20 protein-coding genes are annotated in these 23,315 nt (G+C 62.3%); 10 read left to right on the top strand and 10 right to left on the bottom strand.

Translation table 11 applies throughout. The annotated features are described in order from the left end of the window. Positions 1-92 precede the first annotated feature (92 nt). From PP1Y_RS17580 to PP1Y_RS17565, 3 genes are all read left to right on the top strand, one after another. Positions 93-869, top strand: coding sequence for an IS110 family transposase (locus PP1Y_RS17580; protein WP_013833423.1), 777 nt, complete (start codon positions 93-95; stop codon positions 867-869). A gap of 596 nt (positions 870-1,465) precedes the next feature. Further along, the gene (locus PP1Y_RS17570) at positions 1,466-2,248 is read left to right on the top strand and encodes a slipin family protein (RefSeq protein ID WP_013833422.1); all 783 of its coding nucleotides are present in this window, start codon (positions 1,466-1,468) and stop codon (positions 2,246-2,248) included. A 289-nt stretch (positions 2,249-2,537) separates the two neighbouring features. After that, the gene (locus PP1Y_RS17565) at positions 2,538-2,867 is read left to right on the top strand and encodes a NifB/NifX family molybdenum-iron cluster-binding protein (RefSeq protein ID WP_041558958.1); all 330 of its coding nucleotides are present in this window, start codon (positions 2,538-2,540) and stop codon (positions 2,865-2,867) included. 149 nt (positions 2,868-3,016) lie between these two features. Here PP1Y_RS17565 and PP1Y_RS17560 read toward each other — a convergent pair whose 3' ends face one another. The 3 genes from PP1Y_RS17560 to PP1Y_RS26635 form a co-directional block, all read right to left on the bottom strand. Next, a complete protein-coding gene (locus PP1Y_RS17560; RefSeq protein ID WP_013833420.1) occupies positions 3,017-4,060 on the bottom strand; it encodes a type II glyceraldehyde-3-phosphate dehydrogenase in 1,044 nt (347 codons plus the stop codon). Positions 4,061-4,482: 422 nt separating this feature from the next. Continuing rightward, the gene (locus tag PP1Y_RS17555) at positions 4,483-4,779 is read right to left on the bottom strand and encodes a DUF5676 family membrane protein (RefSeq protein WP_013833419.1); all 297 of its coding nucleotides are present in this window, start codon (positions 4,777-4,779) and stop codon (positions 4,483-4,485) included. Between the two features lie 55 nt (positions 4,780-4,834). After that, entirely contained in the window at positions 4,835-5,023 is a 189-nt protein-coding gene (locus PP1Y_RS26635; protein ID WP_083835219.1) for a DUF2933 domain-containing protein, read from the bottom strand. A 658-nt stretch (positions 5,024-5,681) separates the two neighbouring features. On the opposite strand from PP1Y_RS26635, the gene PP1Y_RS17550 reads away from it, so the two are divergent. Continuing rightward, a complete protein-coding gene (locus tag PP1Y_RS17550) occupies positions 5,682-6,500 on the top strand; it encodes a Crp/Fnr family transcriptional regulator (RefSeq protein ID WP_148274999.1) in 819 nt (272 codons plus the stop codon). Positions 6,501-6,695: 195 nt separating this feature from the next. Here the strand turns inward: PP1Y_RS17550 and PP1Y_RS26185 are convergent, their stop codons facing one another. From PP1Y_RS26185 to PP1Y_RS25810, 4 genes are all read right to left on the bottom strand, one after another. Beyond that, entirely contained in the window at positions 6,696-7,151 is a 456-nt protein-coding gene (locus tag PP1Y_RS26185; protein ID WP_198409097.1) for a glycosyltransferase, read from the bottom strand. Beyond that, positions 7,102-7,908: a group 1 glycosyl transferase gene (locus PP1Y_RS26180; protein ID WP_013833416.1), complete on the bottom strand. Its 807-nt coding sequence runs from the start codon at positions 7,906-7,908 to the stop codon at positions 7,102-7,104. The genes PP1Y_RS26185 and PP1Y_RS26180 overlap by 50 nt, the downstream gene beginning before the upstream one ends. 32 nt (positions 7,909-7,940) lie before the next feature. Next, positions 7,941-10,472: a plasma-membrane proton-efflux P-type ATPase gene (locus tag PP1Y_RS17540; protein WP_013833415.1), complete on the bottom strand. Its 2,532-nt coding sequence runs from the start codon at positions 10,470-10,472 to the stop codon at positions 7,941-7,943. Positions 10,473-10,755: 283 nt separating this feature from the next. Continuing rightward, a complete protein-coding gene (locus tag PP1Y_RS25810) occupies positions 10,756-10,959 on the bottom strand; it encodes a hypothetical protein (protein ID WP_013833414.1) in 204 nt (67 codons plus the stop codon). A 265-nt stretch (positions 10,960-11,224) separates the two neighbouring features. On the opposite strand from PP1Y_RS25810, the gene PP1Y_RS17535 reads away from it, so the two are divergent. Then, positions 11,225-12,586, top strand: coding sequence for an NAD(P)-binding protein (locus tag PP1Y_RS17535; RefSeq protein ID WP_013833413.1), 1,362 nt, complete (start codon positions 11,225-11,227; stop codon positions 12,584-12,586). Positions 12,587-13,160: 574 nt separating this feature from the next. Here the strand turns inward: PP1Y_RS17535 and PP1Y_RS17530 are convergent. The 3 genes from PP1Y_RS17530 to PP1Y_RS17520 form a co-directional block, all read right to left on the bottom strand. Beyond that, the gene (locus tag PP1Y_RS17530) at positions 13,161-14,729 is read right to left on the bottom strand and encodes an IS66 family transposase (RefSeq protein WP_051010117.1); all 1,569 of its coding nucleotides are present in this window, start codon (positions 14,727-14,729) and stop codon (positions 13,161-13,163) included. Positions 14,730-14,862: 133 nt separating this feature from the next. Beyond that, complete coding sequence (gene tnpB / locus PP1Y_RS17525; RefSeq protein WP_041558956.1) at positions 14,863-15,216, bottom strand: IS66 family insertion sequence element accessory protein TnpB; 354 nt, start codon at positions 15,214-15,216, stop codon at positions 14,863-14,865. Further along, complete coding sequence (locus tag PP1Y_RS17520) at positions 15,213-15,668, bottom strand: transposase (RefSeq protein WP_041559390.1); 456 nt, start codon at positions 15,666-15,668, stop codon at positions 15,213-15,215. Before PP1Y_RS17520 ends, tnpB begins: the two co-directional genes overlap by 4 nt. 119 nt (positions 15,669-15,787) lie before the next feature. Here PP1Y_RS17520 and PP1Y_RS17515 point away from each other — a divergent pair, with 119 nt between their 5' ends. The 5 genes from PP1Y_RS17515 to adhP all read left to right on the top strand — a co-directional run bounded on the left by PP1Y_RS17515 (position 15,788) and on the right by adhP (position 23,313). Next, on the top strand, positions 15,788-16,111 hold the full coding sequence (locus PP1Y_RS17515) for a 4Fe-4S dicluster domain-containing protein (protein WP_067734266.1): 324 nt from the start codon (positions 15,788-15,790) through the stop codon (positions 16,109-16,111). 38 nt (positions 16,112-16,149) lie between these two features. Then, positions 16,150-19,755 (top strand): pyruvate:ferredoxin (flavodoxin) oxidoreductase, encoded by a 3,606-nt coding sequence (gene nifJ, locus PP1Y_RS17510; RefSeq protein WP_013833410.1) that lies wholly within the window; start codon positions 16,150-16,152, stop codon positions 19,753-19,755. Next, on the top strand, positions 19,752-20,777 hold the full coding sequence (locus PP1Y_RS17505; RefSeq protein WP_013833409.1) for a dihydroorotate dehydrogenase-like protein: 1,026 nt from the start codon (positions 19,752-19,754) through the stop codon (positions 20,775-20,777). Before nifJ ends, PP1Y_RS17505 begins: the two co-directional genes overlap by 4 nt. 195 nt (positions 20,778-20,972) lie before the next feature. After that, positions 20,973-22,187: a phosphoglycerate kinase gene (gene pgk, locus PP1Y_RS17500; protein WP_013833408.1), complete on the top strand. Its 1,215-nt coding sequence runs from the start codon at positions 20,973-20,975 to the stop codon at positions 22,185-22,187. 100 nt (positions 22,188-22,287) lie between these two features. Next, the gene (gene adhP / locus PP1Y_RS17495; protein WP_013833407.1) at positions 22,288-23,313 is read left to right on the top strand and encodes an alcohol dehydrogenase AdhP; all 1,026 of its coding nucleotides are present in this window, start codon (positions 22,288-22,290) and stop codon (positions 23,311-23,313) included. Positions 23,314-23,315: the final 2 nt, after the last annotated feature.

Raw genomic sequence — 23,315 nt, 5'->3', positions numbered from 1 at the left:
GGCACGGAATAATGCAAAGCAACCGGTCCCTAAGACGGCGGAAATCTGCCAATCAGGCAGCGCTCCTCCGCATTATGGGCACCTCGTGATTAGTGAAGCGGAACAAGAACGACGCGGCCGATGCCGAAGCGATCTGCGAAGCGGTGAGGCGACCGACGATGCGCTTCGTTGCGATCAAGTCGGCGGATGCCCAGAGCGTGCTCATGTTACATCGTGCGCGCCACCTGCTGGTCCGGCAGCGGACCGCCCAGGTCAGTGCGCTACGCGCGCACCTGGCCGAGTACGGGATCGTGGCGCCTAAAGGCTGCGCTCATGTCCGCGGACTCATCGACACTCTCAAAGCGGGCGACGCAGCGATACCAGAACTGGCGCGGCAAACGCTGCTGCTGATCGCCGGCATGATCGATGGATTGAGCCAACAGATACGTCAGATCGAGATCGAACTGATGGCCTGGCATCGCGCCACCGCCGCGTGCCAGCGCCTGGAGACGATTCCCGGTATCGGCTTCATCACCGCCACCGCGCTCGTTGCGACCGTCAGCGACGCCAGCATCTTTCGGTCGGGTCGCCAGTTCGCCGCTTGGCTGGGGCTCGTGCCAAAGCAACATTCTTCTGGCGGCAAGGAGCGGATGGGCGCGATATCGAAAATGGGAGATCGCTATCTGCGCCATCTCCTCGTCGTCGGTGCAACCGCCGTCGTCCGCTACACCCGCCGCAAGGCAACGACCATCAGCATCTGGGCAAATCAACTGCTCGAGCGAAAGCCAGCGAGACTGGTGACAGTCGCGGTCGCCAACAAGATGGCGCGGATCGCCTGGGCGGTCATGGTGCGGAACGAAAATTATCGCGCAGGGCCGAAGATCGCCTGAACGCGTAAACCAGTTTGGGCAGGAGAGAACGACACGCGTGATGCTTATCCGGGGCTTGCCGGGGATGGGAACAACCTGAGTGATTCACCGCGCATCATAGCGCGCCACAGTGATGAGGATCCTGTCCACCGACACCATCATGGCCAGCGGCCTTTTGCGCCGCGCGAATAGGCCGGACACATGAATGAACCTGACCCGGCTCAGATCAACGCGTCAATTTTCCCCTTGCCCAACAGGGGTCGTCCACACATGAATCAGAACGGTGCGACTTTTTCAACGACCCCAAGCTTGCACCTGATGCCACGCGCCCCGACTGCACGGAAGATCGCCGACCCGGACCCATTCTTCTCGCTGTGGATCAAGAGTAGTTCAAGGCGATCAGTTCGTGTCCTGTCCGGCTTGAAATCGTCGGGCGACTTCCGGCTTCGGTCGGTTCGCAAACTTTCCGGTCGCTCCTGCTGAACGCCGATCGGAGTCATGACGTTGGGCAGTCTTGGAGTTCAATCTCCATCAAAGATTTCTCCAGGGCGGCGCCCTAGCTTGCGCGACCGTGGGCAACGACAGGCCTCACGAACAACTCGGGAAAGGAACGTATTATGACAGCCGATTCGATTGCCCTGACAGGCAACTCTATCGTCTGGATCGTGGGTATTGCCATCGTCGCAGTGTATTTGGCGAGCGCGATTCGTATCCTGCGCGAATATGAGCGAGCTGTGGTCTTTACCCTCGGCCGCTTCGCCGGCGTCAAAGGCCCAGGACTAATTATCGTCTTTCCATTTCTACAGACGTTGGCTCGCGTCGACCTGCGTACGATCGTCCTAGATGTGCCAACCCAGGACCTTATTTCGCGTGACAATGTCTCAATTCACGTCAATGCCGTTATCTATTTCCATGTGGTCGACGCGGAGCGCGCCATCATCCAGGTGGAGCAGTATATCTACGCTATGAGCCAACTCGCGCAGACCACGCTGCGCTCTGTCCTTGGCAAGCACGATCTTGATGAGATGCTCGCTGAGCGCGACAAGCTGAACACGGACATCCGGGCAATACTCGATGGCCAGACCGATGCCTGGGGCATCAAGGTTTCGAATGTCGAGATCAAGCACGTCGACATCGACGAATCGATGGTTCGTGCGATCGCGCGCCAGGCTGAAGCGGAGCGCGAGCGGCGCGCCAAGGTCATTAATGCCGAAGGCGAGCATCAAGCCGCGCAAAAGTTGCTTGAGGCGGCGCAGATCCTTGGACGGCAGCCCGAAGCAATGCAACTGCGCTATCTCTCCACGCTCAACGTCATCGCAAGTGAGCGCAGTTCCACGATCGTCTTTCCATTCCCGATGGAGTTCAAGGATCTGCTCAGGGTCGGCAAGGCGCAGGAATAGCGGAGTGACAAGAATTGCCCAAAAGGCGCGAACGACCACGTTGGCCTGCCGGTACGACCGCCGGCACATTCGCTCGAGAGAAGGTGTCAGCCACCATGGCAGCAATGGCCAATCCTGGAACTCTGTACTTCGCTGCCGCGGCACCCATGATCAATTTGATCGGGATTAAGGATTGCAGCTTGAGACTCGTCTCATCTGTGTTCTTCCAAACCGGAAATATTTAGCAAGCGAGGAAGGGATGTCACACTCGGCTTTGAGTCGTCCAGAACCGTCGGCCCGGACGGCATTGTTGGTCACGCATTCGCATGAGGGAACCGTGCTGTGCCCGTTCTTCAGCAAATGCGACGGCCTCCTCATCATCGATCCCGATAACGGCTCTCGCGAGTTTCGCGCAAGGGAGGATGACACGCCCGACGCAATGTGTGATCTGATCCTGAAAACCGGTGTTCATCGGCTTGTCCTGGGTTTCATCGGCGGTCCTGCGGCCCAAAAACTCCGGGCGGCGGGGATCGACATCAGGTTGGGCTCCGGCGCGCTCGCGGTCGACGAGCTTGTGATCGGCTTTGATGATCTTCCTGCGGCATGGGCGCACCCAGATGGCGCCTGCGCTGACCAGTAGCGTGAAATGCTCAATTTGATCCATGATTCCCGCACTTTGGTGTCTGGACCAGGGGTCAAAGGATGCCAGAAACGCATCAGCAAGTTTCTGGCGCAACGCCTGCAAGGCCCATGGGAAGTGCAGCCTTGCAATGAGCGAGGCGTGAGGTCTCAGGACAACAGCGCGCCGATACCCAGCGCGGCGTTGGTCAAGGCGATTGAAGCGCTTGCGTCGCGTTCACGACCGGTAAGTGCACGGATCGCGTCGATGGTCTCGGGAATTACGATCGCCTGATTATCGACCATGTAGGCATAGAAGACCTCATCGCCCTGCACTGCCACCAGGTCTTCCCATAGCGCAACTTCGTAAAGGTTTTCGCGAGGCCGTCCGACGTCGGCCATTAATTCCTTGACTGTATTGAGCGCCGTCAAGCCATCGCTCATCCGGATGAGCGCAATCCGAGAAGACTGACGGAATGCGTCGATTACCTCTTCCTTTGACGCGTTGCGCGTCAACTGCACGGACCAGCTGTGCAGATGCGCGATGGTTTCTGGCACCTTCACGGCGATCGTCACGACATCAAGCTCGGGATCGACCGTCCGGGCATCTGGGCCTTGATGGCTCGGTATTTCATTTTCTGGAACGAGAGTGTTCATTATCCCGCCTTTGTGGCTTTCCCACGGGTCTGTCGCGCGCCGCATGACGGTACCCCTTGCCCTTTTCACGAGGCCGGCGTGCTTTAGAGCCGTCAAGGTGCGCACGATAGAGGTGGTATTGCAGGAGACAACCCGGGTGGCCATCTGCCCTAGCGCGCTTGCATAGCTCGCCTCGGCTACGAACGAATGCCCGGTCACCTCGTGCTTCTCGCCCCCCTGTACGATGAACTTCACCCCGCGTGTACGGTAATGCTCGGCATTCTGCGCTCCGATCGGCTTCGGAGTGCAGTCGACCACCACGTCGGTCTCGTTCAGGAGGTCGTCGAGCGTGCCGGACACGTCCAAGCCCGCCCTCTTCATGGCTTCGCCGCGATCCTCTAGCGACGCAAAGAGCCTGAATCCCTTCCTAAGGGCCGTCCTCATCCGCCAGTCTGTCTCGATGTCGGCGATGCCGACAAGTTCCATGTCGTGCTGGCTCGCAACGGCGTCAGCGACTCGCTTGCCGATTACACCGTAACCGTTCAGCGCGACCCGGATCTTTCCTTGCTGTGATGCCATAATTCATTCTCCTATCGCAGAACTCTTCGTCTTGATGCGGATTCAAGGCGGACGGTGGTGCCGTTGCGCCAGACCATACACGCAGCGCGCTGCAGTCCCGACGTCGAACAGACTGATTTTCGACTGCTTGCGCGGGTCGTCTCGACCAGCTTTCCCTGTTTAATCTCGGTGATGCCCTCCGAAGCCTGAGTGGTGCGATCCCGGACTTCATCGACATATGCTCGAAATCGAGCTTGATTGATGTAAACGTGTACTCAGTCCTCGCCGCAACAGAGCCCCCCGTCCCCCGCTGTATTCGGAGCCGTTTGAACCAGCCCCAATTGAACAGCGCCAACGTCATCGGCCTCGCAAGTCGGAAATTTGCTGGTGGAAATACCATATGACGCAATCGCGACCGGGAAGAACAGGGCGTCTCAACAGGCTCAATCTCTGTACGATCTGCCAAACGGCATCATTGTTGGCCGTGCGCCCCATCTTCTGTGCAGCAAATTGTAGATCGGACAAAAGACGAGACCGGCGTAGACACCATAGAGGAAGGCCTCGACCAGGCCGAGCAGAAAACCCCACCAGGTGAGCCATTTGAAGGCGGGCAGCATCATTTCCAGAAATCCGCTCATGCGCAGGCTTTGCGGCGTGACCAGTCCGTAAATCACGCAAACCAAAAACGTGATGGTTGTCCAGATGCCCAATGACCAAGCGACCAGTTTCGTGTTCAACATCGCGCGCTCCAATTAGTTCCTCGGGGGGCGAAGACCTGCGTCCCGCGCGCGTCTCCTAATGCCGATGCGCCGAAGATGCATCCGCGTCGCGCCGTTCCGCTGATCCGTGATCGGTACTCCGACCGTCAGAGCGGTCGCCGCGATGTCCTCCGTGACCGCCGTGGCCACCATGCCCGAACATATGCAAGGCAACAAAGGCGACACCGACTAGTATCCAAATCCAGTTCTGCAAAAGCCATTCCATTGCCACTGCCCTTCATCGGTCATGCAAGCGGCGCCCAAAGGTCCGGACTGATGCTCCATCTGCCGCATCTCAGTCTTCTTCATGTGAAAACGCCACGTCTATCTTGATCGGTCCACGATCGCGCTTCCGATCTGCATTTCTGCCCGAGCTAGCGCTCTTCAGGTAACAGAGCGTTCGCCAGCACGCCGCGTTTCCAATTGTCGAACGATGCCCGCGACGGCGGACCAAATCTTTGCCTTGGGTTAAACTTCCGTGTGTTGGTCAAGATATCGGAGGCGGGAAGCGGCCGGGCTCAAAAGCTCGATTTCTTCGCTTGCGATGTGTCAGCCGGGTAGCGGCGCGATGGCCACGACATGACCGGGAAAGCAGATGAAATCGGTTCGGACCCAGTGCGCGGGCCCATTCTCGTGACCGTGTCGGTCAGATGCAGCCATGGATGCACTCTATTCACCGCTCCTCTTACGCCCCCCTTGGCGAACCCGTCGGAGAATCACTGTAATCGTTCCGCCGTCACCGCGTCTGTGGTGTGCTGGGGTGAGCGAAGGTCATCCCCATTGGGCGCGCGTGCGTCTCAAGGTCGACGTGCAACCGGTGCTGTCGAAGAGACACACTGGTCACGTCAAAATTTGGGTTGGCTTCAATTCGGGGAGACGCAGCGATGGCGAATATCATGAGGACACCCAAAAGCGCTGGCGTCGATTGTGAAACGTGCCAAGCCCGCGTTGACGGTCTTTGCGCGGGCTACAGCGCTGGCACGGTGGAGTTTATTTCCGGGTACCGGTCCAATGACCGATACCTCAAGGCAGGTCAGGATCTCCTCAACCTCGGGGAACCTTGTGACGCGATCTTCAATCTCATCGATGGGTGGATGTTCCGCTACACAATTCTCGCCGACGGACGGCGGCAGATTCTCGATTTCGCATTGCCCGGTGCTATGCTGGGCCTAAATTCGCCGCTCGGCGCGCCGATGACCTTTGGCGCGCAAGCGCTGACGGACGTTGTCGTCTGCGTGATTCCACACAAGGCTTTGGGCCATTTGTCGCAGCACCAACCCGACCTAGGTCTGCGGCTCGCCTTGCTGATGGCGCGGGAACGCAGCCTGTCATTCGATCACCTCACCAGTATCGGTCGACGTTCGGCACACGAACGGATTGCCCGCCTCCTGCTTGAGTTGTTTGTCCGTTCCCGGGCAGGATGGCCTGGGTACCAGATCGAGGAAATGCATTTGCCAGTGACGCAGGAGCATATCGGGGATGCGACAGGCCTGACGGGCGTTCATGTCAACCGGGTGCTGCGCGACCTCGCGAATGCGGATATTCTCAAATTCTGTTACCGGCGCCTCAGCATCCTGGAACCCGACAAGCTGATGGACCTAGCGGGAATCGATCAGGAACTGCTGCAATCGTGGACGGGGTCCGGACGAAGCGAAGCGCGCGCCCAGGGCGACTTTGCCAGGGGATGTCGACATGCGGCCTGACGCCCGCTTCGCCAAAGAGAAAGGGCTGCCGGATCAGCGGTGCTACCTAGGAATCGCATCGTCCTCATTCTTGCGGCAATGCCACTGCTGCCGGCGACGGCTACGCTCCGGCGCGATGACCACCCACTCGCCGCTGGTCCTGTCCCGACGGAACTCGTTCATCGAACCGCCTCGGCCCGTCTCATCTCCACCGCATTACGCAGCCAAGTTTCCCTTCAATCGAAAGTCCGGTTCGAACGAGCCGACGAGGTCCAACCACTCCTCCATCAGCCGGGTCATCAGGAAGCGCTCCCTCACAGTCTCTTTCGCCTTCTTGCCAAGCATTCGCGCAAGCTCCGGATCTTTAGGGATTTGGACGATCCGCTCAGCAGCTTCCCCGATGCGGTCGACGAGAAAGCAGTTCACCCCGTCCTCGATCTGATGGCGGATGCCTTCGACATTGCCGCCGATGGCGGGGGTAACCTTCCACATCGCCTCGGTAACTGTGAGACCAAAGCCCTCTCGGATCGACTTCTGCAACACGACAGTGGCGCGTCGTTGCAAGGCGATGACGAGGGCCGAGTCCTGGACGGACAGAATCCAGATGCGGTCCTCGCCGCATCTACACGGATTCAAAGATTTCCTGGCCCTCTGGGTCGTCGGTCGCGACATTGCCGACCAGCACGAGCGTCGCGTCCACCTCTTTCCGAGCAATCCTGAAGGCGTCGATCACGCCCTGCGGGTCTTTCCATTTGTCGAAGCGTGAGACCTGAACAATGAGTGGCCGATTTGTTGGAATATCGTAATAGCTGAGCCGTTCGTCGATCTCTGCGTCCGACAGTTCCTTGTTCGTCGTCGAGAAAGGTTTGATCGCCGGCATGATGAAACGTTGCGGCGATGTGATCTTCTGAGCGTACTCCGGCAACGAGAGGACGACGGCATTATACCGCTCGATGAACGGCGCCAGATATGACCAGAGCTCCTGATGGGGGTTCGACAGATCGACATGGCAGCGCCACACCCACGGCGCCTTCTTGCGGAAATGCTCGATCAGCGGCAAAGGCTGTGGGTCGTGGACGATGACCAGATCGTGGTCGAGATGCATGCGAACCGCGTTTTCGAAAACGACCTCCTCGTAGATGTTCCGCTTGAGTTCGCTCAGATTGATCTCACCGCCCTGAAGCGCGTTGTGCATTTTCTTGGTGACGGAGAAGAAGTCGAGGCGCCCCTGGATCACCCGCCAACCGGCCCGGATGCCGGCCGCGTTCATCAGGAGGGTCAGGGACGACAGGATTTCGGCAACCCCGCCGCCGCCGTAGGTGGAGTTGACGTTGACGACGTGCAGGTCGCGAAGCCGTTGCGCCTTGGTGAGGATGCGCTCGACCGTCTCCGCGCCGACGAGCGATTCATACGTCTCAACGGATATCAAGCGCCCTGTCTGGGCGTCGGTTGCCGACGGACTTACGCCGCGCGCTCCGGTTGAGGTTTCCCGGCTTGGCCAGGTACCCGACGGCCGCACGTCGCCGGGGCACATTCGCGACCATGCACTGTGCCGTGGACCCTCGCGAGGTGCCGCGCATGCCAGGACGGCCCGCTCCGGAGCATCCGGTAAGTCCAGACCTTGATCAGGTTGTTGAACAGGAACCAGATCAGCGCATATCCCCAGATCAGCAAGGCGTAGGTCCAGCCGATTGGCTCGACGAACCAGCCATAGACGGTAGCGAGCGTGCCGAGCACCTGGGTTGTCTCGGTAGCGACGATGAGTTTCCAGCTGGGCCAGGGGCGCTGCCAGAACCAACCTTCGTTGCGCGTCAGGTAGATGGTCAGATGACCGGCGACGAGAAGCTTGAGGAAAATGAGGGTTTGGATCGTCGGCCGGGGCAACGCCAGATATCGCTCGGCGATCCAGAACAGCAGGAAGGAAGCGATGACCCCGAGCAGCCCGAGCATTGTGCTGATCGTCAGCACGCGGTGCATGTCCCACCGCACCGGCTGTCCGGCAACGCGGACATTGTCGTAGGCGATAGTCAGGATCGGGAAGTCATTGAGGATGGCGAGCAGCACGATCATCACGGCGGTGACGGGATAGAAATCGAACACCAGGATTGACAGCGTCATGAACAACAGCACGCGGATCGTCTCGGCAATGCGGAAAGTCGCGTAGCCCGTCATACGCTCGAATATGCGCCGCGCTTCCTCTGCAGCCTGTGTGATTACCGAGAGCCCGGGTGCGGTGAGCACCAACGCGGCGGCGGCGCGCGCGGCATCGGTTGCGCCGCTGACTGCAATGCCGATGTCGGCCTGTTTGAGCGCCGGCGCATCGTTGACGCCGTCGCCGGTCATGCCGACGATGTGTCCGGCCTGCTGCAAGGTGCGCACGATCTTGAACTTGTGCTCCGGGAACACCTCGACGAAACCGTCAGCGCCCTCGATCCGCGCCCCATCGCCGTCGTGGCCTTCATGCGTAAATACCTCCCGGGCCGAAACAATGTCAGCGCCGAGACCGAGCTGCTTTGATATCTCGCGCGCGATGGCGACGTGATCGCCCGTGACCATGCGCACGTCGAGGCCCATGCGTTTCGCGGTTGCAATGGTTTCAGCGGAGTCTTCGCGCGGTGGATCGAACAAGGGCAGAAGGCCCAGGAACGTCCAGACACCATCGGCCTCCGACCGGGCAACGCCCAGCGTGCGGTAGCCGCGGCCGGCCAGATCGTCGGTGGTCTTTTCGATGCGGCTCCGCGACTCCGGATCGGTCTTGGCAAGGTCGAGGATGACCTGCGGCGCGCCCTTCGCGACCTTGAAGCGATCAGACCCCGACTGAACCTCCGCTTCGGCGCGCTTGCGCACCGGATCGAACGGCTCAAAATGCGCGACCTTGAAGCCGGCCAGCGCCTTCTCATCGATCCCGCCGAGGATCGCTGCGTCAATCGCGTCGGGAGCCTCGCGCGCGCATGTCAGGGCGGCTGCGAGTAACAACTCTTTCCGGTCTTGGCCCCCAGCGAGGACGGGCTCGCCCAGCGTCAACTCGTTCCTGGTGAGCGTCCCGGTCTTGTCTGAACACAGGATGTCCATGCCGGCCATCTCCTCGATGGAGACGAGGCGAGAGACAATCGCCTTCATGCCGGCGAGTGTTGAGGCGCCGACCGCCATGGTGACCGACAGGACCGCAGGCAGCGCGACCGGAATCGCGGCGACCGTCAGGATCAAGGCGAACAGCAAAGTCTCGACGAGCGGTGTTTCTTGGAACAGCGCCGCGAGCAGGATCACCGCCACCAGGCCGATCGTCATCAGGATCAGGAAATTTCCTATTCTCAGCACCGCCTGCTGAAAATGCGATCGCGGCTGCGCGGTCGCCACCAGACGCGCGGTCTTGCCGAAATAGGTGTCCATGCCGGTGGCGGTAACAACGGCCCGCATCTCGCCTTGACGAACGACCGAGCCCGAATAGGCGGTATCGCCCTGCTTCTTGTCGACCGGCAGCGATTCCCCCGTGAGCGCTGACTGGTCGATGCTGAGATAGTCTCCTTCGCGAAGCGCGACGTCGGCTGGAACGATGTTGCCGAGCTTGATCAGCACGACATCGCCGGGCACAAGCAACCGCGCCGCGAGATCCTGCCAGGTCCCATCGCGAAGCACGCGGGCGTTAGGCGCAAGCCGCTGTTTCAAAGCCTCGATGGCGTTGTCGGCCTTGTGTTCCTCCCAGAACCCGACGCCGGCATTGAGGAGCAGCAAGACGAGGATGATGGCGAAGTCTTCCCAATGCTGCACCGCAGCCGAGAGCGCGGCGGCGACTTCGATCATCCAGGGGATTGGGCCCCAGAAAAAGGAGAGGAGCTTGCGAAGCGGGCTGACCCGGCGTTCCTGAATCGTGTTCTCGCCGTATTGAGCCAGCAGCCGATGAGCTTCGTCCGCCGACAATCCGGTCAAGGTCCCAGACGGCGCGGGGGTCCTATACGGATCGAGAGACGGCTGCTTGTTTTCCTGGCGATCCATGGGTCAGAACTTTCGTTGTTGAAGCCGAGTCTATGCCCCCCTTTCCACGACGCTGCACTAAAGCGGCCGCCCCTCGTGGCACGAACTGAAATCTGTGGTAGGTAGCACTCTCGGCAGATCTTTGCGTCGTGCTCCGCTGAAAAGTGTGACGTCACTCGTCAGGTCAAGTCGTCCTGAACGATGACAGGGCGGTCGGACGTAAGCGCTTGTTTCATCCGGACTGGTAAGCAGGCCACGCCCTGCCCGTGCAATGTCACCTAACAGGGCAGCCCGCCGCTTCTGTTCAAGACGGGCCGGCTCGGCATCCACCCGATAACCCGTTCAGGCCCCAAGCCGTGTCGAGCTGCACATTGACCGATTTGACGGCATAGCTCTCCGGTACGAGAGACATAGCCCCAAACAAGCTGCCCGCCGCGATAAGCCACGTGCCCGTGCTTTTTTGCTCGCCTTGTTTTTCCTCTTCGGCCTCGACGCGAAAAAGATCCATCTTAACCTCTCGAATGTTCCTCCGGTCACCAAGATCAAGATTTCCACCGTTTGCGACGTGGGTCTTTAACGCGGATCAAAGACAGCACCGCCGCGCTTGGCTTGATTCTGTGGGAGTGCATTTGAAGGCGTCCGCCGCGGAAATTTAGTGTGGGCTCGAAGATACGGGTTCATCCTCATCCCCATAAGCTTCTGCATCGGCTGCCAAGCGGATCTTTGAGGAGCGAATGGAAAACGGCGCGTCGTAGAGAGTGGAGGATGCATCAATGTTGAGGCAACCCGACGCAACCCGCACGCACGCCGTGGCCGTCGGGACAGGAGCGACGCGACAACAGCTCCCGCAATGGATCGACCATCTGCCGCCCTGCAACGCGGCTTGCCCCGCTGGCGAGAACATCCAGGCCTGGCTCGATCTGGCGCAAGCGGGCAAATACCGTGCAGCCTGGGAGGCACTGGTTCGCGACAATCCGCTGCCGGCAGTCCACGGACGGGTCTGTTACCGCCCGTGCGAGATGACCTGCAACCGCGCCGAACTCGATGACGCCGTCGGCATCCACGCGGTCGAACGCTTTCTCGGTGATCGGGCGACCGCCGAGGGCTGGCCTTATCCCGTCGACGCGGAATCGAGCGGCAAGCGGGTGCTGGTGATCGGCGCAGGCCCCAGCGGCCTTTCGGCTGCCTATCACCTCGCCCGTCTCGGTCACGCTGTGGAGATTCGCGAAGCTGGCCCCCTTCCCGGTGGCATGATGCATTTCGGCATCCCGGCCTATCGGCTGCCGCGCGCCGACCTTCTGCGCGAGATCGGGCGGATCGAGGCCATGGGCGTCAAGATCGTCCTCAATCACAAGGTCGAGGACGTGCTGGCCGAGAAGGCGGCCGGCGGCTTCGATGCGGTTTTCATCGCCATCGGCGCCGGCATCGGCAAGCATGTCGATATTCCTGCTCGTGACGCGGTTCGGGTCCTCAACGCCGTCTCGCTCCTGCATAAGGTCGCCGCCGCCGAACCGCCCCGCCTCGGGCGCCGCGTCGTCGTCTATGGCGGCGGCAACACCGCGATGGATGCTGCGCGCACGGTGAAGCGCCTCGGCGCCGAGGAGGCGCTGATCGTCTACCGGAGCGACCGCGCCCACATGCCGGCACACGCCTTCGAGGCCGACGAGGCAGTCGAGGAAGGCGTCAGGATCAAGTGGCTGACCACGATCAAGGAGATCGTGGGGCCCGACCTAACCGTCGAGACGATGGAACTCGACGAGAACGGCCGGCCACGGCCCACCGGACGGTTCGAGACGCTCACGGCCGACGCGATCGTGTTGGCGCTTGGCCAGGAAACCGACAGCGGCTTTCTTGGCCAGGTGCCTGGCATCGAGTTCACGGCGAATGGTGCGGTCAAGGTCGGTCCCGACATGATGACCGGCCACCCGGGCATCTTCGCCGGAGGCGACATGGTGCCGGGCGAGCAATCGGTCACCATATCGGTCGGCCATGGCAAGCGCGCCGCGCGCCACATCGACGCCTGGCTGCAGGGCGTGCACTACGAACGGCCGACAAAGCATCCGACCGTGACCTTCGACATGCTCGACCTGCCCGTGTTCCTGGAGGCGGCCCGGAGCAGCGTAAGCGTCCGGTGATGGAGCCCCGTCGTTGAGTTGGTGGGGTTGCAGACAGCCGAGAGCTCATTGATACTGAGGTATGGGCAGGACTTGGGTCGACACTAAGAAAATAGGTTTGGCTGCTTGCAGCTTAGCGTTCTTGGAAGCCTGTTCACCGGGGCCGAAGCGGACGGACGAAAGGAATACCCTGCCGCAGTACGTGGTTCTGACACACACCGATATGACGGACGGACCGATTTCTGGCAGCGTATCTTGCCGAGATAGTGCGGGTCGTCAGATAATGAGCGATCAATGTTTGCCGTCGCGTCAAATCTTGGAAGAGGCCGTTTTTGCTTGCGGGCCTACGATGGTGACGATTGATCAATCGTGGACCCATTCGTGGTCTGTGGCCTTTCCTGTCGATTGGAAACCAGGCAAGCCGTCCGCTGTGGATGTAGTGCGATGTGTGAAGGGCCACGTTGGCTTTGGATTTTCCGCGGTGATTGCGCCGCCGCCCAAGCTTGGTGAAGTCCCCGGAGCAGACGGGGACTCAAAGCCATTCTTGCCACTACATCGCAGGTAGCAGTCAGTTATCAGTCTGCTTGGCACAGCATCAATCAAGACCCTTCCAGTTCCAAGGCAGCAACTCGTCCACCCGGTTGATGGGGTGACCCTTGCCGATGCGGCCAAGCACATCGGCCAGCCATTCCTGCGGGTTGACGCCGTTGAGCTTCGCGGTCTCGATCAGCGAAGACATGGCGGCAGCGCGCTCGCCGCCGCAATCGGCACCGGCGAACAGCCAGTTCTTGCGACCCACACAGATGCCGCGCAGCGCGTTCTCGGCGAGGTTATTGTCGATCTCGAGGCGGCCGTCGTCGGTATAGGCGAGGAGTTGCGGCTTGAGCTTGACGGCATAGCGCAGGGCTTCGGCCAGCGGTGAACGTGCCGATGCCCGCGCCAGGATGTCATCGGCCCAGACGAAGAAATCGAGAATCTTGAGCTTCGACAGCTTGCGCGCGCGTCGCCGGATCTCGGCGGGTTCGGCATCGATCGAGCGCTCGATCTCGTAGAGTCCCTTGATCTTCTCGATCGCCACGGCGGCGGCCGAGGTGTTGTCGGACTTGAACACATCGTAGAGCTTGCGCCGGACATGTGCCCAGCAGGCCACGGGCGCGATGATGCCGGCTTCGCGGGTCGGATCGTAGAGCCGTTCGAACCCGGCATAGGCATCGGCCTGCAGGAAGCCCGCGAAAGTCTTGAGGTGTTCGCGTGGTCGTTCACCCTTGCGATCGGGACTGTAGCGGAACAGCGCCGCAGGCTTGTCGTTCGGGCTCCATCGCCGATTATTGCGCAGGTAAACCCACAATCGCCCGGTGGCCGTCTTGCCGGTTCCGGGTGCCAGTACCGGAACCGGGGTATCGTCAGCATGGAGCTTGGGACTGGCCATTACATGGTCGGCGATGCGATCGACCAAGGGCCTGAGCAACCAACTCACCTGGCCAAGCCAGTCGGCCAGGGTGGAACGACTGAGATCGACGCCTTCGCGGGCGTAAATCTGCGACTGGCGGTAGAGCGGCAGATGATCGGCGAACTTCGAGACGACGACATGGGCCAGCAATCCCGGCCCTGCCTTGCCGCGTGGCACGGGTAGCGCAGGAGCGGGAGCCTGGCTGATCGTATCGCAGCACGAACAGGCGAGCTTGGGGCGGACGTGGCGCACCACGCGAAAACTGCCCGGCACATACTCGAGCACTTCGGTGACATCTTCGGCGAGCGCCGACATCGCGCCACCGCAAGCTGTGCAGCGATCCGCAGCCGGAGCGGCATGGATCACTTCATCGCGCGGCAGATGCTCGGGCAAGGGCAAACGGCGGGGCCGGCTGCTTGGTGCCTTCGGCTCCCGGTCCGGCAGCTTGCCTTCGATGACGCACTCGGCATGGGCCTGCTCGGCTTCCAGTTCTTCGAGCGTCAGTTCCAGCTGGTCAGCTTGGCTCGCCATGCGCTCGGACGACTGACCGAACTTCATGCGCCTGAGCTTGGCCAGGGTGGCCTTCAACTTCTCGATCTGGAGCGTAGTCAGAACGACCGCGTTCTTTGCCGCCGCCAGTTCGTTGCGCGTGGCGGCCAACTCTTGCCGTTCGGCTTCCAGCGCCTGCTCCGATGCCGCAAGCCGTGCCTGCATCTGCTCCACAAGGGCGCGCAGATCAGCTGGATCGGAGGCGAGTTCAAGCTGCTCGGGAGACACGGTTCCCGTTAGCAGAATCGGCGAATCCGGCCAATCGAAAAGCGCGCAAATCCACGCAAAATCCGGGCCATCACACCTGCTCGGGCAACCTTGGCGGATCGGGACTGACGGTCCGCCGCCAGTCCATCGCCTCGATCAACAGGGCGAACTGCGCGGGCGTCAGGATGACTCCGCCGTCGACCAGCGGCGGCCAGACGAACCGGTGCCGCTCGAGCCGCTTGGCGAACAGGCACAGCCCGGTGCCATCCCAATGCAGCGCCTTTAGATACGTCCCGCTCTTGCTGCGGAACAGGAACACATGCCCACCATAGGGTTCGACGGCGAAAAGCGGTCGCACCAGTGCGGCCAAGCCATCGAAGCCCAAGCGCATGCTGACCGGCTTGCTCGCAAGGTAGACCTTCGTGCCCGGTGCCAGCGCAATCACGACGCCTCCCGCAATGCGCGCAGAACCCGAGCCAGCGCCTTCTCGTTGACGTAACTGTCGACCGCCAGGCGAATGCCGTTCCTCAGGTCGATATCGATCCCCCCAGGCCGCGCGCCGGGATAGGGGCGGACTAGTTCTTCGGCCAGCGTCGGGCTTTGTGGCGGCACCGGTGCAGCAGGCATCGGTGCCGACATTGTCGGAGAAACCGCGCGCGCAGGCTGCTCCGGCACTGTGCCATAGGGAATGAACTGCATCGGCTCGTTGGCGACCTTTGCCGCCTCGCGGCGCAAACGCTTCCAGTTGTGGATCAGGCTTGGCGAGATCCCCAGAAGCTTTGCTACCCCCACGATCGTCGCGCCCGGCTCATCGCACCGCTCCAAAACCGCTGCCCGCTCAGCATCCGAATACCGCCGCCGTCGCTCGACCCCCGTGATAATCTCGATCCGCTCCAAGCCACTCTCCTTCGGCAGTGCCAAAGGACACTCCTGCAGAAATGCTCATCGCGGCAGGGCTCTACCCGCGCAACACGCCGGAGCCCGGACGCTTACGGAGCAGCGAGGCGCAACGACCCTTGGCCGCGCGGACAACCTTCGACGAGGTCGTGCAGGGGTTGAGCGAGCCCGAGGCGCGGTTCGAAGCGGGACGCTGCCTCTCTTGCGGCAACTGCTTCGAGTGCGACAACTGCTTCGCGGCTTGTCCGGAGCAGGCGATCCTGCGTCTCGGCCGCGGGCACGGCTATCGTGTCGAGCCCGATCTCTGCACCGGCTGCGGGATCTGCTTCGAGCAGTGCCCCTGCCACGCCATCGAGATGCAGCCCGAACCCGTGCCGACGGATGCGCCACTTGGGCCGACCGACGAGCCGCTCGCACCGCATCGCTTCCGCCTGCGTGTATAGGACCCTGAAGAGAGGAAGCGCCCATGGAACGAATGACTATGGACGGCAATGCGGCCGTCGCGCATGTCGCCTATCGCGTCAATGACGTCTGCGCGATCTTCCCGATCACACCAGCCTCGCCCATGGCCGAACTCGCCGACGAATGGTCGGCGGAGGGGCGAACCAACCTCTGGGGCGCGGTGCCGATCGTGCAGGAGATGCAAGCGGAAGGTGGCGCTGTCGGCGCCGTGCATGGTTCGCTCCAGGCGGGCGCGTTGACCACGACGTTCACCGCTTCTCAGGGCCTGCTCCTGATGATGCCGAACATGTTCAAGATCGCGGGCGAGCTCACGCCCTGCGTCTTCCATGTGGCAGCGCGGTCGATCGCCACCCAGGCGCTCTCGATTTTCGGCGACCATTCCGACGTCATGGCCGTGCGTGGCACCGGCTTTGCCCTGCTCGGCGCCGCATCTGTGCAGGAGGCGCATGACCTGGCGCTGGTAGCGCAGGCGGCCACGCTCGAATCCCGCGTTCCCTTCCTCCATTTCATGGACGGCTTTCGCACCTCGCATGAGGTCAACACGGTCACGATGCTGTCGAACGATGATATCCGGGCGATGATCGACGACGAGCTGGTGCGCGCGCACCGCCAGCGGGCGCTGAGCCCGGAGCGACCGGTAACGCGCGGCACCGCCCACAACCCGGACACCTTCTTCCAGGCCCGCGAGACGGTGAACCCGTTCTACCTGGCAACGCCTGCCATCGTTCAGCGCGCTATGGACCGCTTCGCCAAGCTGACCGGCCGACATTATCAGCTATTCCGCTATGACGGCCATGTCGAGCCTGAGCGCGTGGTCGTGGTGATGGGCTCGGCTGCCGAGACCCTGCGCGCAACCATCGCCCACCTGACCGCCCAGGGTGAACGTGTGGGGTTCATCCAGGTGCTGCTGTACCGGCCATGGTCGGCCGAGGACTTTCTGGACGCGCTGCCAGCGAGCGTGCGCAAGGTGGCCGTGCTCGACCGCACCAAGGAGCCGGGCGCGCCTGCCGAGCCGCTCTGCCTCGATGTGGCGCAAACCCTGGCCGACGCTTTCGCCCGCGGCGCGCGCAAGGACCTGCCGCTGGTCGTTGGCGGGCGCTACGGCCTCTCCTCGAAGGACTTCACCCCGGCGATGGCCAAGGCCGTGTTCGATCACCTCGAAAGCAATGACCCTCGCACCTGCTTCACCATCGGCATCAACGACGACGTCTGCGGCACCAGCCTCCCGGTCGAGACAGGCTTCGAGATCGAGCCCCCGGGCACGACCCGGGCGCTGTTCTTCGGTCTCGGCGCGGACGGAACGGTCGGAGCCAACAAGAACAGCGTGAAGATCCTCGCGGAGGACCCGGAGCGCCACGCGCAAGGGTATTTTGTCTATGACAGCCACAAATCCGGCGCCGAGACCGTCAGCCACCTACGCTTCGGCAACGCGCCGATCGCGGCGCCCTATCTGCTTTCATCGGCCGACTTCATCGGCGTGCACAAGTTCGAGTTTCTCGACAAGCTCGATGTCCTGCGCCATGCCCGCGAGGGAGCGACACTCCTCATCAACGCACCTTACGATCCGGCCAAGCTCTGGGACCATCTGCGCCGGCCAGTTCAGCAGCACATCCTCGATAAGCACCTGCGGCTCTTTGTCATCGATGCGAGCGGTGTCGCGCAGCGCTTGGGGCTCGGCCCGCGGGTCAACACCATCCTGCAGACCTGCTTTTTCGCGATCAGCGGCGTGCTGCCGCGCGAGGAAGGCGTCCGCCGCATCCGGGCGGCGATCGAGAAGACGTATGGCGACAAGGGCCGCGCGATCCTGGAGAAGAACTTCGCCGCCGTCGACTCGGCGCTCGATCACCTTCATGAAGTGACTGTCCCCAGCTCAGTGACCTCGACCGAAGAACTGCATGTCTTCGTGCCACCCGATGCGCCGGACCAGATGAGACGCATCGCGGCGCTGCAATTTGCTGGCCGCGGCGACGAAATCCCGGTCAGCGCCATCCCGGTGGACGGCAGCTACGTAGGCGGTACGACGCAGTACGAGAAGCGCAATATCGCTTTCGAGGTGCCGGTGTGGGAACCGGACCTCTGCATCCAGTGCGGCCAATGCAGCATCGTCTGCCCGCACAGCGTCATTCGCGCCAAGTCCTATGACGGCGCGTTGCTCGAGGGCGCCCCGGAGGGCTTTCTCTCCGCGCCCGTCAACGCGCGCGGCTACCCGGACAAGAATTTCACCCTGCAGATCGCGGTTGAGGACTGCACTGGCTGCGGCCTCTGTGTCGACCACTGTCCAGCCCACGACCCGCTCGACGCGAGCGTCAAGGCCATCAATCTCAGTGAGCGGCAGCCGCAGATCGAGCCGGGCCGACGCAACCTCGCCTTCTTCGATACCCTGCCGGAGCACGCCCGCCAGGACGTGGACCTGCATCTCTCGCGGGGGCTGCAGTTCGTGCGGCCGCTGTTCGAGTTCTCCGGCGCTTGCGCCGGCTGCGGCGAGACACCCTATCTCAAGCTTTTGTCACAGCTGTTCGGCGACCGCCTGCAGATCGCCAACGCGACGGGCTGCACGTCGATCTATGGCGGCAACCTGCCGGCGCTGCCCTGGCGGTCCGGCCCCGACGGGCGGGGACCCGCGTGGAACAACAGCTTGTTCGAGGACAATGCCGAGTTCGGATATGGCATGCGGCTCGCCGTCGATCAGCAGGTCGCGATGGCATACGCCCTGGTTCGCACGCTCGCCGACCGGATCGGGCCCCGGCTCGCAGCGCAGATCCTGGATGCACCACAGCGCACAGACAGCGAGATCGTGGCGCAGCGGACGCGGGTCGAGGATCTTCGCCGTGCGCTGGCCGACGCGACCGACGGCCTGGCGCGGAACCTCCTTGCCCTATCCGAATACCTGGTACGCCGCAGCCTGTGGATCGTCGGCGGCGATGGCTGGGCTTACGACATCGGCGCGGGCGGCCTCGACCACGTCCTCGCCCAGCCGCGCAACGTCAACGTCCTGGTGCTGGACACCGAAGTCTATTCCAACACCGGCGGCCAGGCTTCAAAGGCGACCCCGGTCGGGGCTGCGGCCAAGTTCGCCGCGGCCGGCAAGCGCACGCCGCGCAAGGACCTGGCGCTACAGGCGATCGCGTCGGGCTACGTCTACGTCGCCCAGATCGCGCTTGCCGGCAGCCCGGAGCAGACGATCCAGGCCCTGCGTGACGCAGAGGAATACGAAGGACCGTCGCTCATCCTCGCCTACAGCCAATGCATCGCGCATGGGCTGAAGCTCAATTTGCGCGACGGCATGAAGCAGCAGCGGCGGGCGGTAGCCAGCGGATACTGGCCCCTCTTCCGCTACGACCCCAGAATGCGCCAGGCGGGCATGAACCCCTTCCGCCTCGACAGTACCCGGCCCCGGTTGCCGCTCGAGGACTTCGCTTACCAGGAGCTCCGCTACCGGATCCTGACACACACCCGGCCCGAAGAGGCCCGCGTGCTGCTGCGCCAGGCCCAGGCGGCGGTCGACGAACGCTACCGACTCTACGAGGACATCGCGGCGCGAGATGGGACGCGCTTCCATCCCTTCTGGCAGGAGGAAAGCGTCGCTCCCCACGATGGCAACGAGACCGGGGAAGCGGCGCAATGACGCTCGGGACGACCTACCTCGGCCTCGACCTCGCGCATCCAGTCGTCGCCGGCGCGTCGCCCTCGTCTGCGACCCTCGACGGCATCAAGCGCCTCGAGGATGCCGGGGCGGCGGCGGTCGTGACCACCTCGCTGTATGAGGAAGAACTCATCGACGAGGAAGAGGCGCTGGAAGCTGCCGCCATGGTCGGCGCGGAAAGCCATCCGGAGGTCACAGGCTATCTCCCGCCCCGGTGCGGATGCCGCAGTCCCCTGGCGGCGCATCTCGAGACAATCCGGCGCGCTGCGGAGGCCATAGCAGTGCCGCTGATCGCCAGCCTGAGCGCAACGACGCGGGAGGGCTGGGTCGGCATCGCAGCGGATCTGCAGTCGGCGGGGGCGGCGGCGCTCGAGCTTAATATCCACCATGTTCCGACCGATCCCACTGAAACCTCGACCGATGTCGAGCGGCGACTGATCGAGACCGTGCGCGACGTGCGCGCAGCAGTCCACATTCCCATCGCCGTGAAGCTCAGTCCCTATTTCACCGCATTGCCTCACCTGGCCGCCGGCCTGGCCGAGGCCGGAGCAAACGGCATAGTCCTGTTCAACCGGCTCTATGAGCCCGACATCGATCTCGAGACCAGGACGTTTTGCCCCGTGCTGGAGTTGTCGACGCGGGAAGACATCCGCCTTCCGCTGATGTGGATCGCCCTGCTGAGCGGAAAGACAGCGCTCTGCATGGCCGCCAGCGGGGGAGTGGAGCGGACCGACGATGTCATAAAATACCTGCTCGCCGGCGCTGACGTCGTACAGACTGTCTCGGCGCTGCTGCGCCACGGACCGGAACATCTGGCCCGGCTGGTCAAGGGGCTCACCGAGTGGACGCAGGGGCATGGGGCCACTTCGGTCACGGAAGTTCGCGGGCGCATGTCCGCCGATCGGCTGGACGATCCCGAAGTGCTCGTGCGGGCCCACCAAACCACGGCTTTGCTTCTTCGACACCCCTGTCGGCACACCGGACGCGGCGTCACTGGCCTGTGAGAAACAACAAGGGCTGCTTGCCGCAGAGACAGGCATCGCCTTCCCTGGATCTATTCGGCGCAACCTGCGGGGATGGAACAGCGCCGGCCCTTCTTTAACCTTCGTCAAGGACGCGGGACGACTACTATCCCTTATTGGATGCCTATTCAGGGACGGCTCCCGCCACCGCCAAGATATCCAAAGCGATCACCGACCATGGCCTATCAATATTCCACTCTCGACGACCTTGATGTGACGGGCAAGCGTGTGCTTGTGCGCGCCGATCTCAATGTGCCGGTCCGTGACGGCAGGATCACCGACACGGCCCGGATCGACCGGCAGGCGCCGACAATCCGGGAGCTCGCCGAAAGGGGCGCGCGCGTCATCGTATTGTCCCATTTCGGCCGCCCCAAGGGCAGACTCGTGCCGGAGCTGTCGCTGAAGCCCATTGCCCCGGCGCTCTCCCGAGCCATCGGCCGCACCGTGGCATTCGGTAACGATTGCATCGGCGATGTGGCGAAGGCCGCCGTATCGAAGCTGAAAGACGGCGACGTCCTACTGCTCGAAAATACCCGCTTCCATGCTGGCGAGGAAGCGAATGATCCGGATTTTGCGCGAGCGCTGGCCGAACTGGGCGATCTCTATGTAAACGATGCGTTTTCGGCTGCGCACCGTGCACATGGTTCGACCGAAGGTGTGGCGCACATTCTGCCTTCAGCGGCCGGACGAGCGATCCAGGACGAACTCCTCCATCTGCATAGGGCGCTGGACCAGCCCAACCGGCCAGTCTTGGCCATCATCGGTGGCGCCAAGGTGTCGACCAAGATCGCCCTGATCGAAAACCTGCTGAAAAAAGTCGACATCCTCGTCATAGGCGGGGCGATGGCCAATACTTTCCTGGCGGCAGAAGATATCGATGTCGGCAAATCGCTTTATGAAGCTGATCAGCTCGATACGGCCAAGCGCATCGTTAGTCTCGCGACCGAAACCGGCACAATTCCGATTCTGCCATCTGATGTCGTCGTGGCGAAGGTCTTCGAAGCGGGGGCACCGCATCGCACGGTTCCGGCACGTGAGGTGGCAGCCGACGACATGATCCTCGACGTCGGTCCTGACACGATCGCCGACTTCGAACAGCATCTGCAAACGGTGAACACGCTGGTTTGGAACGGCCCGGTCGGCGCATTCGAGACGCCCCCCTTCGACCATGGCACGATGACCATCGCCAGGCTTGTCGCGGCGCGCACCAAAGCAGGTCACCTGCTTTCCGTCGCCGGCGGCGGCGATACGGTTTCGGCGCTGAAACATGCCGGCGTCGCAGGCGACTTCAGCTACGTTTCAACCGCCGGCGGTGCCTTTCTGGAATGGCTCGAGGGGAGGGAATTGCCCGGCGTCGCGGCACTCGCGGCAAGTGTGGGAGTGGCTCAATGAGGTTCGCCGACTTCAACCGAATCGCAAAGGGTAAGAATGCCAAAGGCAAGGGACGTCTCGACCTGCGGCTCCGATCAGTACCAGATATGGAGACACGACCATGGTGAAGACAATGAGAGCGGCTGTGGTACACGCCTTCGGTGAGCCTCTGAAGATCGAGGAAATCCCCATTCCGACGCCCGGACCCGGCGAAGTGCTGGTGAAGGTAATCGCCACGGGCGTGTGTCATACCGACCTTCATGCAGCAAACGGCGACTGGCCGGTGAAGCCGACTCCGCCTTTCATCCCTGGTCACGAGGGTACCGGGATCGTGGCAGCGCTCGGACCTGGCGTCGTTGGGTTGAAGGAAGGCGATGCAGTCGGAGTGGCTTGGCTCCACGACGCCTGCCGTCAGTGCGAATACTGCGAGACTGGCTGGGAGACGCTCTGCGAATCGCAGCATATGAGCGGGTACACGGTAAACGGCAGCTTTGCCGAATATGTCATCGGCGCTGCATCGTTCGTGGGACGTCTGCCAGATAATTGCAACTTTGCCGAACTGGCACCTATCCTCTGTGCCGGCGTGACGACGTACAAGGGTATCAAGGAGGCCGAAGCGAAGCCGGGCGAATGGATCGCCATTTCCGGCATTGGCGGACTTGGTCATATTGCGATCCAGTATGCCAAGGCAATGGGTCTGCATGTCGTCGCCCTCGATGTGACCGAAGAGAAGCTCGCCCTCGCCCGTTCGCTCGGCGCCGAGCTGGCAGTGAATGCGCAAGCGCCCGATACGCCTGCCAGGATCGTCAAGGAGACCGGTGGCGGTGCGCATGGCGTCCTGGTGACGGCCGTCTCGGTTCCCGCCTTCGCGCAGGCACTGCAGATGGTCCGCCGCAAGGGAACCGTGACCCTCACCGGTCTCCCTCCAGGCGCATTCCCGACGCCGATCTTCGATGTGGTGTTGAAGCGCATCACGATCCGCGGCTCGATCGTTGGCACACGCAAGGATCTCGCCGAAGCCATTGAGTTTGCGGTGGAGGGAAAGGTCCGCGCCCACATACACAGGGCACAACTCGATGACATCAACGAGGTGTTCCGCGACCTCAAGGCGGGGAAAGTCGATGGCCGGATGGTGATGACATTGTGACG

Origin of the sequence: Novosphingobium sp. PP1Y (genome assembly GCF_000253255.1) — a bacterium.
GTDB lineage: Bacteria > Pseudomonadota > Alphaproteobacteria > Sphingomonadales > Sphingomonadaceae > Novosphingobium.
Note: the sequence above shows the minus strand (reverse complement) of the source record. Positions and strands in the feature narration are given on the sequence as shown.

Bases quoted from the DNA above. Each gene is read 5' to 3' on its own strand.
- PP1Y_RS17570 (WP_013833422.1), top strand. From the start codon at position 1,466: ATGACAGCCGATTCGATTGCCCTGACAGGCAACTCTATCGTCTGGATC.
- PP1Y_RS17560 (WP_013833420.1), bottom strand. From the start codon at position 4,060: ATGGCATCACAGCAAGGAAAGATCCGGGTCGCGCTGAACGGTTACGGT.
- PP1Y_RS17555 (WP_013833419.1), bottom strand. From the start codon at position 4,779: ATGTTGAACACGAAACTGGTCGCTTGGTCATTGGGCATCTGGACAACC.
- PP1Y_RS26635 (WP_083835219.1), bottom strand. From the start codon at position 5,023: ATGGAATGGCTTTTGCAGAACTGGATTTGGATACTAGTCGGTGTCGCC.
- PP1Y_RS17550 (WP_148274999.1), top strand. From the start codon at position 5,682: ATGGCGAATATCATGAGGACACCCAAAAGCGCTGGCGTCGATTGTGAA.
- PP1Y_RS26185 (WP_198409097.1), bottom strand. From the start codon at position 7,151: ATGTCGCGACCGACGACCCAGAGGGCCAGGAAATCTTTGAATCCGTGT.
- PP1Y_RS17540 (WP_013833415.1), bottom strand. From the start codon at position 10,472: ATGGATCGCCAGGAAAACAAGCAGCCGTCTCTCGATCCGTATAGGACC.
- PP1Y_RS25810 (WP_013833414.1), bottom strand. From the start codon at position 10,959: ATGGATCTTTTTCGCGTCGAGGCCGAAGAGGAAAAACAAGGCGAGCAA.
- PP1Y_RS17535 (WP_013833413.1), top strand. From the start codon at position 11,225: ATGTTGAGGCAACCCGACGCAACCCGCACGCACGCCGTGGCCGTCGGG.
- PP1Y_RS17530 (WP_051010117.1), bottom strand. From the start codon at position 14,729: ATGCAGGCACGGCTTGCGGCATCGGAGCAGGCGCTGGAAGCCGAACGG.
- nifJ (WP_013833410.1), top strand. From the start codon at position 16,150: ATGGACGGCAATGCGGCCGTCGCGCATGTCGCCTATCGCGTCAATGAC.
- PP1Y_RS17505 (WP_013833409.1), top strand. From the start codon at position 19,752: ATGACGCTCGGGACGACCTACCTCGGCCTCGACCTCGCGCATCCAGTC.
- pgk (WP_013833408.1), top strand. From the start codon at position 20,973: ATGGCCTATCAATATTCCACTCTCGACGACCTTGATGTGACGGGCAAG.
- adhP (WP_013833407.1), top strand. From the start codon at position 22,288: ATGGTGAAGACAATGAGAGCGGCTGTGGTACACGCCTTCGGTGAGCCT.